The organism is Sphingomonas sp. Leaf231 (assembly GCF_001421995.1).
Lineage (GTDB): Bacteria > Pseudomonadota > Alphaproteobacteria > Sphingomonadales > Sphingomonadaceae > Sphingomonas.
Map to the genome: position 1 here is coordinate 292,956 of NZ_LMLS01000003.1, position 14,866 is coordinate 307,821.

At 68.3% G+C, this 14,866-nt stretch carries 10 protein-coding genes; 5 read left to right on the forward strand and 5 right to left on the reverse strand.

Going from position 1 to position 14,866, the window contains the following annotated elements; all coding sequences use genetic code 11:
- Positions 1-179 precede the first annotated feature (179 nt).
- From ASE95_RS12625 to ASE95_RS12645, 5 genes are all read right to left on the reverse strand, one after another.
- Positions 180-1,493, reverse strand: coding sequence for an MFS transporter (locus ASE95_RS12625; RefSeq protein WP_056636680.1), 1,314 nt, complete (start codon positions 1,491-1,493; stop codon positions 180-182).
- A 318-nt stretch (positions 1,494-1,811) separates the two neighbouring features.
- Positions 1,812-3,572, reverse strand: a complete 1,761-nt coding sequence (locus ASE95_RS12630; protein WP_056636682.1) for an alpha-amylase family glycosyl hydrolase — start codon at positions 3,570-3,572, stop codon at positions 1,812-1,814.
- A gap of 74 nt (positions 3,573-3,646) precedes the next feature.
- Positions 3,647-6,121 (reverse strand): TonB-dependent receptor domain-containing protein, encoded by a 2,475-nt coding sequence (locus ASE95_RS12635; RefSeq protein WP_056636684.1) that lies wholly within the window; start codon positions 6,119-6,121, stop codon positions 3,647-3,649.
- A 105-nt stretch (positions 6,122-6,226) separates the two neighbouring features.
- The gene (locus ASE95_RS12640) at positions 6,227-7,210 is read right to left on the reverse strand and encodes a substrate-binding domain-containing protein (RefSeq protein WP_056636686.1); all 984 of its coding nucleotides are present in this window, start codon (positions 7,208-7,210) and stop codon (positions 6,227-6,229) included.
- Positions 7,211-7,309: 99 nt separating this feature from the next.
- Positions 7,310-7,828 (reverse strand): TetR/AcrR family transcriptional regulator, encoded by a 519-nt coding sequence (locus ASE95_RS12645; protein ID WP_235528309.1) that lies wholly within the window; start codon positions 7,826-7,828, stop codon positions 7,310-7,312.
- A 9-nt stretch (positions 7,829-7,837) separates the two neighbouring features.
- On the opposite strand from ASE95_RS12645, the gene ASE95_RS18315 reads away from it, so the two are divergent.
- The 5 genes from ASE95_RS18315 to ASE95_RS12665 all read left to right on the forward strand — a co-directional run bounded on the left by ASE95_RS18315 (position 7,838) and on the right by ASE95_RS12665 (position 14,412).
- Positions 7,838-8,047 carry a hypothetical protein gene (locus ASE95_RS18315; RefSeq protein ID WP_235528310.1) on the forward strand — a complete coding sequence of 70 codons (210 nt, stop codon included), beginning with the start codon at positions 7,838-7,840 and terminating at the stop codon, positions 8,045-8,047.
- A 41-nt stretch (positions 8,048-8,088) separates the two neighbouring features.
- Positions 8,089-9,291, forward strand: a complete 1,203-nt coding sequence (locus ASE95_RS12650) for an efflux RND transporter periplasmic adaptor subunit (protein ID WP_056636690.1) — start codon at positions 8,089-8,091, stop codon at positions 9,289-9,291.
- A gap of 7 nt (positions 9,292-9,298) precedes the next feature.
- Positions 9,299-12,520 (forward strand): efflux RND transporter permease subunit, encoded by a 3,222-nt coding sequence (locus ASE95_RS12655; protein WP_056636693.1) that lies wholly within the window; start codon positions 9,299-9,301, stop codon positions 12,518-12,520.
- Positions 12,521-12,581: 61 nt separating this feature from the next.
- On the forward strand, positions 12,582-14,090 hold the full coding sequence (locus ASE95_RS12660) for an efflux transporter outer membrane subunit (RefSeq protein WP_082450134.1): 1,509 nt from the start codon (positions 12,582-12,584) through the stop codon (positions 14,088-14,090).
- Between the two features lie 64 nt (positions 14,091-14,154).
- Positions 14,155-14,412: a hypothetical protein gene (locus ASE95_RS12665; protein ID WP_056636697.1), complete on the forward strand. Its 258-nt coding sequence runs from the start codon at positions 14,155-14,157 to the stop codon at positions 14,410-14,412.
- Positions 14,413-14,866: the final 454 nt, after the last annotated feature.

Genomic DNA, 14,866 nt, shown 5'->3' on the forward strand with positions numbered 1-14,866 from the left:
ACCGCGCGGTTCGCGGCGCAGGCGTGGAAAGCCGGATCAAAGCGGCGAGGCGGCGGGGGCAGGTGCCGGGTCCAGGCGCGGCGGCGATCGATCCGCCCGAACACGTTCCGCCGTTCGCCGGCAGCGCTGATGCGGTGCCGGTGCCCGGACGTCGGATAGCCGGCCCTCGTCCGACCGGATCAGGCGCGCGCGGCCTCGCCGGTTCCGCGGCCGACCATGACCGTGGCGACCGCGCCGAGCAGCATCAGCACGCCGCCGAGCAGGATCACCCCGCGCGCATCGCCGCCGAGCAGGCTGCGGTAGAACAACGGCACCGACAGGCTTTCGATCATCATCGGAATGACGATGAACATGTTGAAGATGCCCATATACACGCCGTTGCGCTCCGGCGGGATCATGCCGGTCAACATGATGTACGGATTGCCCATCATCCCGGCCCAGCCGATGCCGATGCCGATCATCGCGACGAACAGCCACCCTTCCGACGGCAGCGCCGGGATCGCCAGCATCGCCATCCCCGAGGCGGCGAGACAACAGGCGTGCACACGCTTCGCCCCGTGGCGGCGCGCCAGCGGCATCAGCGCGATCGCGGCGGCGAAGGCGACGGCGTTGTAGAAGGCGCCGAGCTGCCCGACGGTCAGCACGGTGTCGCGGAAGACGGTGGTGGCGGTGTCGACCGTGCCATGCAGCGAACGGGCGAGCGCGAAGGTGATGAACTGCCAGTAAGCGAACATCGCATACCATTGGCACAGCATCGCCAGCGCCAATTGCCGCATCGGCCGCGGCATCTCGACCAGCGCCACCTTCAGATCGGCGAGCGCGCCGCGCAGCGTGAGCGGGTCGGCATCGAGCCGCGCCTGTTCCTCGGGCGGGAGCGGCAGTTCGGGCACGCGCCACACCGACCACAGGATGGTCGACAGCGACAGCACCGCGCCGATCAGGAAGGCGATGCGCGTGATGTCGGGGATGCCGTTGGCGTCGACCGCATCCTTGTCGAAACCGATCCACACCAGCAGCGACGGCGCGAGATAGGAAAGCGTCTGCGCAAGCCCGGTGAACGCGGACTGGGTGAGGAAGCCGGTGGCGCGCTGATCCTGGCCCAGCCGGTCGCCGACATAGGCGCGATACGGCTCCATGGTGACGTTGTTGGCGGCGTCGAGAATCCACAACAGGCTGGCGGCGATCCACAGGGCGCGGCTGTACGGCATCGCGAGCAGGCACAGACTGCACAGCAACGCGCCGATCAGGAAATAGGGCGTGCGCCGACCGAGGCGGGTGTTGGTGCGGTCGCTCATCGCGCCGATCAACGGCTGCACCAGCAGCCCGGTGACCGGGCCGGCGAGCCACAGCAACGGCAAGGTCGCCTCGTCCGCACCGAGATAGCCGTAGATCGGGGCCATGTTGGCCTGTTGCAGGCCGAACGAGAATTGCAGGCCGAGGAAGCCGAGGTTCATCTCGACGATGCGGGCGAGCGACAGGCGGGGCTTGGTCATCTCACGCTTCCTCGAAAACGGGGTGAATGCGGCGCATCCTTCGCGGGGGCGTGGGCCGGGCCGGTGCGTCGCATGGCCCTGGATCGGCTCGCTTCACTCGCAATGTCGGTCCGGGAGGAGGTGCGTCGCGTGCGCGCGGCTGGCTGCGGGAGGCGGGTTCGTCGTGGCGGGTGTCGCGCAGCGATCCGGTGTGTGGCGCGGCCGCATCCGGAGGGTGGTGCTGCGCTCGCGAGGACGGCGCGGACGATGTCGCGTTACGAGGGCGCGTGGTGCCGTCGCGCAGGGCCGTCGCTTCGTGTGGGGCCGGCGATGACGCGCTTATCCCTCCAGCCACGTCACCCCCCATGCCGCGATGCGGTCGCATGGTGCGCCGGTCAGGCGGTCGCGTCCAGCGACGGGGAGCGGGAGATCGTGCGCGGCGAAGTTGAGGTAGACGCGGTCGGTGCCGCAGCGGATGCCGAGCAGGGCGGGCTGGTCGGTCGGAAGGGGCGCGGGTGCGCCCGCGCCGCCGCTGGCGATGCGCGCGTCGCGCAGCCGTGCAAGGTCGGCGGCGATGCGGCGCGCGGCGGGCGTGTCGAGCGCCGCCCAGTCCATGTCGGGGCGATGCAGCCAGCGACCCTCGTGCGCGCGCGCCGGGTCGTCGGCATAACCATAATCGTTGGTGAGGCCGGCTTCGTCGCCCATGTAGGTGGTGGCGAGGCCGCCGCTGGCGATCGTCAGCGCGTTGAGCAGCGCGATGCGCCGGAACGCCGCCTCACGCGCTGCGTCGGTGGTCGCGGCTTCGATGCCGGCCAGCGAGGCCATCGTGCCGTTGCTGCCATGCAGGACCGCGCCGTCGGACTGGAACGGCACCCCGCGCGCCCAGCTGTGGTCCGCGCCGTGAAGGAAGGCGGCGGCGGCGGCGAGGCGTTCGCCGGGTGCGGGATCGATCGCGCGCAAGTCGCCCAGTACCGCGGCCCAGCCGATGTCATCGTGGCAGCGCGCATAGCTGAGCCAGTTCGCGCCCGCCGGCAGTCCGCCACTGGCGGCGACGATCGTGGCGGGCAAAGCGGCGGACTGTTCGGCCAGGCCGACCCAGCCGGCGACCATCAGCGAATTGTTGTAGACGAGGTGGCATTCCGGCTCGAACCCCTCGCCCTCGTCGACGCCGAAATAGGGCGGCACGAATGCGGTCGGAACGATCGCCTCCGCCTTGAGCAGGGTGGCCGGGGCGGCGATGTCGAGCGCGGCGCGCAGCGCGCGGACGATGTAATGCGCCTCGGGCAGGTTGCGGCAGTCGGTGCCGGGCTGTTTCCAGAGGAAAGCGGTGCTGTCGAGCCGGAACGCCTCGAACCCGTGATTGGCGAGGCGCAGCGCGGTATCGAGCATCGCGACGAAGACGTTCGGATTGCGCCAGTTCAGATCCCATTGGAACGGGTAGAAGGTGGTCCACACATGGCCGCCCATATCGGGCACGTGCGTGAAATTGCCGGGCGCGGTGGTGGGGAAGACCTGCGGCAGTTCGGCGTCGCGCGTCGCGGCCTCCCCGGCATCGAGGACGATGTAGAAGTCGCGATAGAACGGGTCGCCCGCGCGCGCCGCTTTGGCCCAGCGATGATCGTCGGCGGTGTGGTTGAGCGCGAGATCGACGCACAGGCTGATCCGCGCGGCGCGCAGCCGTCCGGCCAGCCGCTCCACATCGGCCATCGTGCCGAGGCGCGGCTCCACCGCGAGGTAATCGGCGACCGCGAAGCCGCCGTCGCTGTCGCCGTCGCGCGCCTTCAGCAGCGCGAGCAGATGGAGGTAGCGGGTGCCGAGCGACTCGAAATGGTCGACGTGCGCGGCCACGCCGTCGACGGTGCCGCCGAACCGGTCGACATAGGTGGAATAGCCGAGCATGTCGGCGCGCACGAACCAGTCGGGATCGGCGACGCGGGCGATGTCGAGCGCCTGCATCGCCGCCGGGCGTTCGGCGGCGCGAGCGCGAAGCAATGCGGCGACCTGCGCCCACAACGCATCGCGGTCGTGCGCGGGATAGAGCCGGGCGAGCTGACGCCGGAGCCGCGGTGCGATCGCTTCCAGGCGTTGCTGCATCGTCATCGGGCCGGTTCCTGCTTCGTCATACGCGCCATCCGTTCGCCTTGTCGCCCCGGCCGTACCGGGGCGACGCGCGGTCAGAAGTCGAAGCGAACCGAGGCGGCAATGGTGCGGCCGTTGATCGCGCGGGCGCGGACCAGCTGGTTGGCCGGTATCGCGGCTTCCTCTACTTCGGTGATCCCCTTCACGTTGAAGATGTTGTTGGCGTTCAGGTTCACGCTGACGTTGTCCGCCGCGCGCACCAGCACGAAGCCGTTCACCTGCGTATAGGCGGGCATCTTCAGCTGGTTGGCCGGCTGCGCGTAGCTGGCGGTGGTGCCGATCACGTTCGCGCCGAAGCTGACGCGGCCGAAATCGAGCTGCGGGGTCGCCTGATAGACGAACGCGGCCTGACGCTGTGGCCGGTTACCGTTCAGCGTCGCATCGGTGGCGTCGCGGGTGATCGTCGCATCGGTGTAGGTGCCCGCGGCAGTCAGCGAGAACGGACCGCGGCGGAAGCGCCCCTCCAGCTCGACGCCGGTCGCCTCATATTCGCGGCTGGTGAATTGCTGCTGCGACAGGAGGTAGTTGGTTTCCTGCGTCCGGGCGTTGAACACGGTGGCGTAGAGCGCGACCGGGCCGGACGAGAACTTCACCCCGCCCTCGGCCTGCTTGACGAAATCATAGGGTTCGGCGCCCGGCACCAGCCCGCCGCCGGTGGTGTCGATCGTCGGGCCGAACAGCAGCCGGTCGGCGTTGACTCGCCCGCCGCGGCTGTAGCGCGCAAAGGCGGCCAGCGTGTCGCTGAGCCGGTAATTGAGGCCGGCGGAATAGGACAGGTAGCCGTAGTCGTAGTCGACGCCGGTGCGGTTGGCTGGGATGAACGCCACCGTCCGCTCCGCCGCGGAGATCGTGCCGTCGCCGTCCATGTCCTGCGCGCGGGTGGTCACCGCGCCGGGCAGGTCGCCGGCGATGCCGCCCTTGGCCGCGCCGAAATCGTAGCGCAGGCTGCCGTCGACGTTCAGGCGGCCGACCTCGAAGCCGAGCTGCGCGAACGGCGCGTTGGTGGTGTAGCGCATGTCGTAGCTGCGCCGGCAGCAATTGCCGAAGAACGATGCCGAATAGAGCGTGCCCCCCGCAGTCTGAGACACGCCCGCGGCGTTGCGGATGTCGACCAGCACCGAGCGGCCGTCGCGCTGCACGCTCTGGAAGAACGAGGTCCACAGCCAGTCGGTCTTCACGTCCTGCCGCGAATTGTAGATGCCGGCCGCGATCGTCAGCGCACCGCCGCCCAGGTCGACCTTGCCGTTCAGCCGCAGGTCGTTGGTGATGTTGTTCAGGCTGTTGATGTCGACGTCGAACAGCACGACGCTGGCGAGCAGGCCGTTGCCGCCGAGCGTGCCCGGATTGGCGATCCGCTGCCCCGCGAGCGGGCCGCTGGCGTGGAACAGCTGCGCACCCGCGCCGGCGAAGCCGTTCGCGGTCGCCTGCGCATCGCCGACCGCGGCGGGGAAGGGCGAGACGAAGTCGCCGGAGATGTCGGAATAGCGGAACCGCTCCGTCACGTTCCAGCCGTCGGCGATCTCATACTGCCCCTCGAACCCAAACGACTTGACGACCGGGTGCATCCCGTCGCCGATGTTGCGGCGCACCGGGTTGTTGTTGCCGTCGAGCGTCCGGACCGAGCCGATGTAGCGGCTGTGCAGCGTGTCCTCGTTGATCGAGAAGCCGGGCACGTTGGCATAGGTCGGGTCGCCGTCACGGCCGGTGACGCGGACCGGATTGGGGAGATAGGCGATGCTGCGGTCGTCGAGATACTTGCCATAGACGCGCACGTAGCCGCGATCGAACTCGCGGGTGATGTTGGCCTTGATCTGCCCGCCGCGCATCGCGTCGTAGCCGACGCCGCGCGGGCCGTCGCCCAGACGGTAGAAGCCGCTGAGTTCGTAGCGGGTGTTGGCGTCGATGTGGCCGCCATAGGCGAAGTCGGCGCGATATTCGCGATAGTCGATGCCGGAGGACAGCTGGAACGAGCCGCCGTCCTGCTCCCCGGTTTTCGAGATGAAGTTGATGATGCCGCCTGGCGAGTTGCTGGCGAAGGTCGACGCCGAACCGCCGCGCACCGATTCGATGCGCGCGAGCGACAGGTCGTTGCGGATGAAGATGTCGGCATTGCCGAAGATGATGTCGCCGAATTCGAGCACCGGCAGACCGTCTTCCTGCAGTTGCAGGAACTTCGACCCGCCCGAGGCGACCGGCAGGCCGCGCACGGAAATGTTGGCGTTGCCTTCGCCGCCCGATGCCTCGACCCGGACGCCAGGGAGGTTGCGCAGGATCTCGGCGGTGTTGCGCGGCGGCAGCTTGTTCGTCAGGTCGGCATCGAGCGAGCTGACCGAAACCGAAGTGTCGAGGCGGTTGCGGCCCTGCGCGACGCCGGTGACGACGATATCCTCGGGCGCGGCGGCTTCGGCGGGAGGCGCCTCCGCGGCCTGCGCGACGGGAGCCTGGGCGTGGGCGGCACCGGCGATCAGCAGCGCCGGGATCGAAGCGAGCAGACGGATACGCGACGTCATCACAAAACCTCTCCTGAGCGAACGCCTTCTGCACGGGCGGACGAACAGGACCTACCATCTTCGCAATCGATTGCAATCATAAACCTGCAATCGATTGCAGTTTCGTCACGCGGAGCTGCGGACGATCAGTTGCGGGGTGACGATCGCGCTTTCCGCCGGTTCGCCCGCAATACGGCGCAGCAGGGTTTCCACCATCAGCCGGGTACCCGTGACGAGATCCTGACGGATCGTGGTGAGCGGGGGCGCGGTGTGCGCCGCCAGCGTCACGTCGTCATAGCCCACGACCGCGACGTCGCCGGGTACGTCCAGCCCCGCCTCGGTCAGCGCACTGAGGGCGCTCATCGCCGCGACGTCGGATGCCGCGAAGATCGCGTCGGGGGCGCCGCCCGCCGCCAGTCGCGCGCGCATCGCCGCGTACACGCGGTCCGGCACCATCTCGCATGCCAGCACCTCCACCGCGCAGTCCGCCGCAGCGGCGGCGTCGCGCAGCCCGGCAAGGCGGTCGGCGAACTCGGGTGGCGCGGGATCGCCGAGGAACATCAAACGACGTCGACCCCGTGTCAGCAGATGCTCGCCCGCGATCCGCCCGCCCAGCCGATTGTCCGACCCGATCGTCAGGTGCCGCTGATCCGGGCGGTTGACGCCCCAGACGACCAGCGGCGCATAGCGCGCGGCAACGCGCTCGATCGTATCATATTGGTCGGACTGTCCGACCAGCAAAACGCCGTCGACGCGCCCGCTATCGACCAGCCGGTCAAGCCATTCGTCGCTTTCCGGCAATACGCGCGACAGCAGGATGTCGTAGCCGCGATCGACCAGCAGGTCGGCCAGGAAGCCGAGCAGGGTGAGGAAGAACGGATCGGTCAGGTGCTGGGTTCGCGCATGGCCGAGCGGCATCGCCAGCGCGATCGCCCCGGTGCTGCGCAGCCGCAGGTTGCGCGCCAGCTGATTGGGCCGGACGCCATGTTCGCGAGCCAGCGCGCGAATCCGTTCCTGGGTGAGTTTGTTGACCGAGGGATGCCCCGACAACGCACGCGACACCGTAGCGGTGGAAACGCCGGCCAGTGCCGCCAGATCGGCCAGCTTCATCGACCGGCCCCTATCGACGTCGACACCGTCCGCATCCCCTGTTCCTATGTCTGCGCGACGATGATGTGTATCGGCGCACTTCGCAATGCAACATAGACGTTAAGCGAGGGTTGACCCGGCGTCATGACCCATGGCGGCGATTTCGGTGTCGATGAAGGTCATCATCAGCGCCAGTACGTCCGGATCGGTGCAGCGCGCATTGGTCAGGCGGCGCTGGCACATCCCGCCCGCCATGATGAGGATCGTTTCGGCAAGTCGCGCCACACGCGCCGCGTCAGTGACGGGCGGCACGACGATGCGCAGCGCCCGCACCAATTGACCGCGCAACCGATCGTCCATGACGTCGAAGATCTCCGCGATCCGCTGATTGCGATTCGCCTCCGCCATGATCTCCGCGATCATCCGCGTGTCTTTCAGGTCGTTGCAGGCGATGAAGCGTGCGATCCATTCGCGCACCATGCCGCGGTCGGTGGTGCAACGCGCCGCGCAGAGTTCGTCGCCGGCCAGAAACTCGTCGAGATCGCGTTCGACCAGCCCGGCGACGATCGCTTCCTTGTTGGCGAAGTCGCGATAGATCTGTCCGACGAGCACGCCCGAGCGTTCGGACAGCCGCGCCATGCTGGTGGCGTGAAAACCGTGTTCGGCGAAAAGTTCACGGGCCGCCTGAACGATCCGGGCACGCCGGGCATTGGCTTTCGCGCTGCGATCGCGCGGACGATCCCCTGTCGTTTCCAGTGTTTCCGGGCGGTGTGCCCGATGTTGCTCGATCAATTCGCAGCCGGCCTTCTTATCGTATTGACGCTACCATCCGTTCGCAGTAGCAGCATTCGTGAGTGAGCGATCACTCACACACTTCATAAGAGATGTCCATGCCGAAAATGGGGCCGAAAACGGGGTTCGCGGTCGCCGCGATGGTGCTGGCGCCGCTCGCCGCATGTGGTGGCGGAAACGATGCCAAACAACAGCAGCAACAGCAGGCGCAGGCCGGGCCGCCGCAGGTGAGCGTATTGACGGTGCAGCCCGAGTCGGTGGTGCTGACCACGGTGTTGCCGGGGCGGACGACCGCCTTCGAGACGTCCGAGGTCCGCCCGCAGGTCAACGGGCTGGTCACCGCGCGACTGTTCACCGAGGGTGACACGGTGCGTGCCGGGCAGCCGTTGTATCGCATCGATTCGCAGCCTTATCAGGCGCAGGTCGCCAGTGCGCGCGCCGCCGTGGCGCGGGCGCGGGCCGCGATCGCCTCCAGCGCGGCGTTGCAGCGCCGTTATGGCGAGCTGGTGAAGATCAACGCCATCGCCCGGCAGGACTTCGAGAACGCGGTGACCACCGCCGAGCAGGCGCGCGCCGATGTCGCCGCGCAGCAGGCCGCATTGCGTTCGGCGCAGATCGATCTGGCGCGCACGACCATCCGCGCGCCGATCACGGGCCGGATCGGCCGGTCGGTGACGACCACCGGCGCGCTGGTGAGCGCGGCGCAGACGACGCCGCTGACGACGATCCAGCGGCTCGACCCGATCTACGTCGACGTCTCGCAATCGAGCGCCGACCTGCTTCGCCTGCGCCAGCAGATCGCGGCCGGCGACCTGTCGCGCGGCGGCAAGGCGGCGCGTGTGCAGCTGCGGCTGGAGGACGGCTCGGTCTATCCGATCGAGGGCAAGTTGCAGTTCGCCGACGTCAGCGTCGATCCGAACACCGGCACCCAGACGATCCGCGCACTGTTCCCGAACCCGCGCGGGCTGCTGTTGCCCGGCATGTATGTGCGCGCCGAGCTGGTGCAGGGCACGCAGGACAATGCGATCATGGTGCCGCAGCGTGCGGTGACGCGCGACGAGCGTGGCAACCCGACCGTCCTGGTGGTGGGCAGCGACGGTAAGCTTCAGCCGCGCAACCTGACCGCGCCGCGCACGATCGGCGACAACTGGCTGGTGACGGCCGGGCTGAAACCGGGCGACAAGGTGGTGATGGAAGGCGCGATGATGCTGCGTCCGGGCATGCCGGTGAAGGCCGTGCCCTATAACCCGAACGCCGCCCCGGCGCAGGGCGGGCAACAGCCGCAGGGCCAGCCGGCCGCAGGAAAGTAACCCCCCGATGTCGCGCTATTTCATCGACCGGCCCATCTTCGCATGGGTCATCGCCATGGTGCTGATGCTGGCCGGGATCATCGCGATCCGCAGCCTGCCGATCGCCCAGTTCCCCGAGATCGCGCCCCCCGCGGTCGCGATCACCGCCAATTATCCGGGCGCCGATGCGGAAACGCTGGAGCGCACCACCACGCAGATCATCGAGCAGCAGCTGCGCGGCATCGACAACCTGCGCTATTTCTCCGCATCCTCGTCCTCGTCGGGCGTCGTGACGATCACCCTGACCTTCGAACAGGGCACCGATCCCGATATCGCGCAGGTGCAGGTCCAGAACAAATTGCAGGCCGCGACCCCGTTGCTGCCGCAGGAAGTGCAGCGCCAGGGCATCCAGGTCACGAAGTCGGCGGCCAGCTTCCTGGTCGTGGTCGGGCTGGTGTCGACCGACGCATCGCACAGCAACAACGACCTGTCCGACATGGTCGTGTCGAAGTTCCAGGACCCGATCAGCCGCGTCAGCGGCGTCGGCGAGTTGCAGGTGTTCGGCTCGCAATATGCGATGCGCATCTGGCTCGACCCGCTGAAGCTGAACAATTACGCGCTGACCGTCGCCGACGTGACCGCCGCGGTGCAGGCGCAGAACGCGCAGGTATCCGCCGGCCAGATCGGCGCGCAGCCCGCGCCCAAGGAGCAGATGCTGAACGCGACCGTATCGGTCCAGTCGCGGCTCCAGACGCCCGAGCAGTTCGGCAACATCCGGATGAAGACCAGCGCCGATGGTGCGGTGGTGCGTCTGCGCGACGTCGCGCGGATCGAGATCGGCGCGGAGAATTACGGCTTCGACGTGCAGTATAACGGCAAGCCGGCGTCCGGGTTCGGCGTGCGTCTCGCCGCGGGGGCCAACGCGCTCGACACCGTCGAGATGGTGAAGGCGCGCGCCGCGGAGATCGGCAAGACGCTGCCTGCCGACGTGAAGGTCATCTATCCCTACGACACCACGCCGTTCGTGCGTCTGTCCGTGGAGCAGGTGATCCACACGCTGGTCGAGGCGGTGGTGCTGGTGTTCCTCGTGATGTTCCTGTTCCTCCAGAACTGGCGCGCGACGATCATCCCGACGATCGCGGTGCCGGTGGTGCTGCTGGGCACGTTCGGCGTCATGGCGCTGGCCGGTTTCACGATCAACACGCTGACATTGTTCGGCATGGTACTGGCGATCGGCTTGCTGGTCGACGACGCGATCGTGGTGGTCGAAAACGTGGAGCGGCTGATCGTCGACGAACACCTTTCCCCCAGGGAAGCGGCGCGCAAGTCGATGGACGAGATCAGCGGCGCGCTGGTCGGCATCGGCATGGTGCTGTCCGCGGTGTTCCTGCCGATGGCGTTCTTCGGCGGATCGACAGGCGTGATCTATCGCCAGTTCTCGATCACGATCGTGTCGGCGATGGTGCTGTCGGTGGGGGTCGCGTTGATCCTGACCCCGGCATTGTGCGCGACGATCCTGAAGCCGCACGACTCGAACAAGAACCAGGGCAACGGCCCGCTCGCGCGGTTCTTCCGCTGGTTCAACGACCGGTTCGAGCGCGGGCAGGACAAATATGCGCGCGGCGTGAAGAAGACGGCGCGCAGCTGGAAGCGGTCGATGCTGGTGTACCTGCTGATCGTCGCCGGCATGGTGCTGATCCTGGTGCGGTTGCCCTCGGGCTTCCTGCCGGACGAGGACCAGGGCACGGTGCTGGCGCTGGTGCAGGGTCCGGCGGGCGCGTCCAGCGCACGTACCGACAAGGGGTTGTCGCTGGTGCGCGACCACTTCCTGAAGGCCGAGGGCGCGAATGTCGCGGGCGTGTTCACCGTCAACGGCTTCTCCTTCGCCGGTCAGGGGCAGAACGCCGGCCTCGTCTTCGTCAATCTGAAGCCATGGGACGAGCGGTCGGGCGCCGACAACAAGGCCTCGGCGATCGTCGGGCGGGCAATGGGCGCGTTCTCGCAGTATAAGGACGGGCTGATCTTCGCGCTGGTGCCGCCCGCGGTCCAGGAGCTGGGAAATGCCACGGGCTTCGACGTGCAGCTGGTCGACAGCGGCGGGATCGGGCACGACAAGCTGGTCCAGGCGCGCAACATGATGCTGGGGATGGCGGCGCAGGATCCGCGGCTGGCGCAGGTTCGCCCGCTCAGCCTGGAGGACGCCCCGCAGCTGAAGGTGCGGATCGACGAGGACAAGGCGCGTGCGCTGGGCCTCGACCTGTCGGCGGTCAATTCGACGATCGCGACCGCATGGGGCGGCGGGTACATCAACGATTTCATCGACCGTGGCCGCGTGAAGCGCGTTTACGTCCAGAACGATGCCCCGTACCGGATGAGCCCGGAGGACATCGGCGACCTGTACGTGCGCAGCGACAACGGCCAGATGGCGCCGTTCACCGCGTTCTCGACGCAGGAATGGGCCAATGCGCCGGTATCGCTGACCCGCTACAACGGGCAGCCGGCGATGCAGCTGCAGGGCTCACCCGGGCCGGGGCAGAGCACCGGCGCCGCGATGGAGGCGTTGCAGGAGATCCATGCGAAACTGCCTCCGGGCACGACGCTGGAATGGACCGGATTGTCCTATGAGGAGCGGTTGTCGGGCGGTCAGGCACCGGCGCTGTACGGTTTGTCGCTGCTGATCGTGTTCCTGTGCCTTGCCGCGCTGTACGAAAGCTGGTCGGTGCCGATCTCGGTGCTGCTGGTCGTGCCGCTGGGCATCATCGGCGCGCTGCTGGCGGCGTGGCTGACGGGGCTGAACAAGGACATCTACCTGCAGGTCGGCCTGATCACCACGATCGGCGTGTCGGCCAAGAACGCGATCCTGATCGTCGAATTCGCCGAAGAGCGGATCGCCGAGGGAATGAACGCCTTCGACGCGGCGGTGGAAGCCGCCCGGCTGCGCCTGCGCCCGATCCTGATGACCAGCCTTGCGTTCATCTTCGGCGTGTTGCCGCTGGCCCTGTCGACCGGCGCGGGCGCCGGCGGGCAGAATGCGATCGGTCGCGCGGTGGTGGGCGGGATGCTCTCCGCGACGGTGCTGGCGATCTTCTTCGTGCCGATGTTCTTCGTCGTCGTGCTGCGCCTGTTCGGGCACGGCAAGGACGACAAGGGCCAACACGGCAAGGGCCATGACGGGCAGACCCGTGATGCCATCCACGACGACCGGCCGGCGGGCGACCCGGACGACCGGCACGCCCCTCAGGGAGCCTGATGTGACCCGTTCCTCGATCCTCGCCGCGCTGGCGCTGACCAGCGCGCTCGCCGGGTGCAACATGGCACCCAAGTACGAACGCCCGACCGGCGCGGTGCCGGTCGCCTTGCCGGAGGGGGGCGTGTACCCGCGCGCCGCCACCGACGCGCCCGACGTAACCCAGATCGGCTGGCGCGACTTCTTCCTCGACACGCGCCTGCGCCAGGTGATCGACACCGCGCTGACCAACAACCGCGACCTGCGGGTGGCGGCGGCCAATGTGTTGCAGGCGCGGGCGCAATACCGGGTGCAGCGTTCGGCGATCGTGCCCGCGACGTCGGTGAACGGATCGGCGACCTATACCAACAACCTGTTCGGTGCGATCGGCGCGGCGGGCGCGGGTGCCGGTGCCGGCGGCGCGACCGGGGGTGCGGGAACCGGCGGGACCAGCACGGGCGGCACCGGCGGCACCGGCACGGGTGGTGTCGGCGGCGGAACGGGCAGCGGCGGCGGGGCGGCCGGCGGCGCGGTGGGCGAAAGCTCGTCGAACATCCAGTTCTATTCCGCCAACGTCGGCTTCTCGGCGTTCGAACTCGACCTGTTCGGGCGCGTCCGCAATTTGAACCGCGCCGCGCTGGAGCAATATTTCGCCAGCGAAGAGGCGCAGCGCAGCGCGCGGATCAGCCTGATCGCCGAGGTGGCGAGCGCGTGGCTGACGCTGGCGGCCGATCAGGAGCAACTGCGCCTGAGCCGCGAGACGCTGAAGACCTTCGAGGAGACGGTGCGGCTGACGCAGGCGCAGTTCCGTATCGGCGTCGCCTCCGAGCTGGAAGCGCGGCAGGCCGAGACGAACTACCAGTCGGCGCGCAACGACATCGCGGCGCTGGGCACGCAGGTGACGCGCGACCAGAATGCGCTGAACCTGCTGGCCGGCACCACGGTGGCCGCGGACCAGCTGCCGACCGGGCTGGGCGACGCGGCGGTGACGCGCGACGCGCTGCCGGGCGACGTGTCGTCCGAGGTGCTGCTGCGTCGGCCCGACGTGTTGCAGGCCGAGCATCAGCTGATCGCGCAGAACGCCAATATCGGCGCGGCAAGGGCGGCGTTCTTCCCGCGGATATCGCTGACCGCGACGATCGGGACGATCTCCAGCGCGCTGTCCGGGCTCTTCGGGAGCGGCACGTTCAACTACAATGCCGCGCCGCAAGTGGCGTTGCCGCTGTTCGACGGCGGGCGCAACGCCGGCAACCTGGAATATGCCAAGGCATCGCGGCAGGCGGCGGTCGCCACGTACGAGCGGTCGATCCAGACCGCGTTCCGCGAGGTGGCCGACGCATTGGCGCAGCGCGGGACGATCGGCGAGCAGCTGTCGGCGCAGGGCGCGCGCGCCAATGCGGCGCAGATCGCGGCGCGCTTGTCCGAGGCGCGGTATCGTGCGGGCGTCGATTCGTTCCTGACCTCGCTCGACGCGCAGCGTACCGCATATTCGGTGCAGCAGCAGCTGGTGACGACGCGGCTGACGCAGGCGAACAATCTGGTCGAGCTGTACCGCGCGCTGGGCGGTGGGTTGGCGGGCGATCCGCCGCGGTAAGGAACTGCTTGCGTCCGGCGGCGATCGGCGTACCCTTCCTTGCAAAATACCAAGGAGAGAGGCGATGGTCACCCCGGACGCGCACGCAGGAGAGGAAAGTCTGGTCATCCTCCAGACCCTGTTGTGCATGATGCGCGAGAAGAACCTGCTGTCGCGCGCCGATATCGAGGATCTGTGCGAACGCGTGGCGATGCGCGCCGCCGCGTCTGAGCGCGATCCCTTGCCCTGCTGCGCCGAGGCGACCCGCGCCGCCGCGACCGAAATGACGCGGATCGGCACGTATATCGGGCAGCGTTACGGGGGCAAACACCGGCGGATCTGACCGTCTTCGCCCCATGATGGCGTGGCGCGTGCGAGTGTCCCGGTGATAGAGCGGCTCGCTGGCGCTGGTGACGCGCGGCGGGTCGGTGATCGATACGCTGGACCGGACCTGATCCGGGGTGCCACTATCCGTTGCGGCGTGCTGGATCGACATTCAGCGCTTCACGGGTCCGGACTGTCTGCCAGATCCATTCGAGCGAACCCCGCGTGCATGATCCGTCCAACCGTCATCGCGAGCGTCGCGAAGCGATTTCGCGTTCTGCGCGACGCCATGAAGCGCCTCGCTACGCTCGCAACGACGGCGCGTGCGGGGCGTCCGGCTGGACGTCGATCGCGGCTGGAGGTGGGACCCGAATAACGGCGGGATGACCGGTGAGGGGCGTGGTTCCGCGAGAGCGAGGTCGGTCTGGCTGCGGCGGACTTGCGTGGCGATTCGTCCGATCGGTTCTCGCGAA

Bases quoted from the DNA above. Each gene is read 5' to 3' on its own strand.
- ASE95_RS12625 (WP_056636680.1), bottom strand. From the start codon at position 1,493: ATGACCAAGCCCCGCCTGTCGCTCGCCCGCATCGTCGAGATGAACCTC.
- ASE95_RS12630 (WP_056636682.1), bottom strand. From the start codon at position 3,572: ATGACGATGCAGCAACGCCTGGAAGCGATCGCACCGCGGCTCCGGCGT.
- ASE95_RS12635 (WP_056636684.1), bottom strand. From the start codon at position 6,121: ATGACGTCGCGTATCCGTCTGCTCGCTTCGATCCCGGCGCTGCTGATC.
- ASE95_RS12640 (WP_056636686.1), bottom strand. From the start codon at position 7,210: ATGAAGCTGGCCGATCTGGCGGCACTGGCCGGCGTTTCCACCGCTACG.
- ASE95_RS12645 (WP_235528309.1), bottom strand. From the start codon at position 7,828: ATGGCGCGGCTGTCCGAACGCTCGGGCGTGCTCGTCGGACAGATCTAT.
- ASE95_RS12650 (WP_056636690.1), top strand. From the start codon at position 8,089: ATGGGGCCGAAAACGGGGTTCGCGGTCGCCGCGATGGTGCTGGCGCCG.
- ASE95_RS12655 (WP_056636693.1), top strand. From the start codon at position 9,299: ATGTCGCGCTATTTCATCGACCGGCCCATCTTCGCATGGGTCATCGCC.
- ASE95_RS12660 (WP_082450134.1), top strand. From the start codon at position 12,582: ATGGCACCCAAGTACGAACGCCCGACCGGCGCGGTGCCGGTCGCCTTG.
- ASE95_RS12665 (WP_056636697.1), top strand. From the start codon at position 14,155: ATGGTCACCCCGGACGCGCACGCAGGAGAGGAAAGTCTGGTCATCCTC.